Genomic DNA, 301 nt, shown 5'->3' with positions numbered 1-301 from the left:
GGGGGCGGCGCGCGATTCGGTTGGTGCGCCGGTCGGGGCTGCGGCCGCCCCCCCGCCCCCCGCTTCGGTCGGGGTGGAAGCGGCCGCCGTCTCCGGAGCGCCCGCGACCGTCCCGGCGGCGGTGGCCGTGCGGGAGGCGCCGTCGCCAGTTGCGTCGCCCGTCGCGGCGTCCGTTCCGGCGGCTGTGCGCGGGGCCGGGCGTGCCGTCGAGCCCGCGTCCGAGCCCGAGCCCGCCGTGCCGGCCCCGGCCGCGCCGGTCGCCGCCGGCGCGGGGGGGGGCCGGGCCCCCCGCCGGGCGCCC

Origin of the sequence: Kitasatospora sp. NPDC059817 (assembly GCF_042731835.1) — a bacterium.
In the GTDB taxonomy this organism is placed as follows: domain Bacteria; phylum Actinomycetota; class Actinomycetes; order Streptomycetales; family Streptomycetaceae; genus Kitasatospora.
This window is presented reverse-complemented; position numbering follows the sequence as displayed.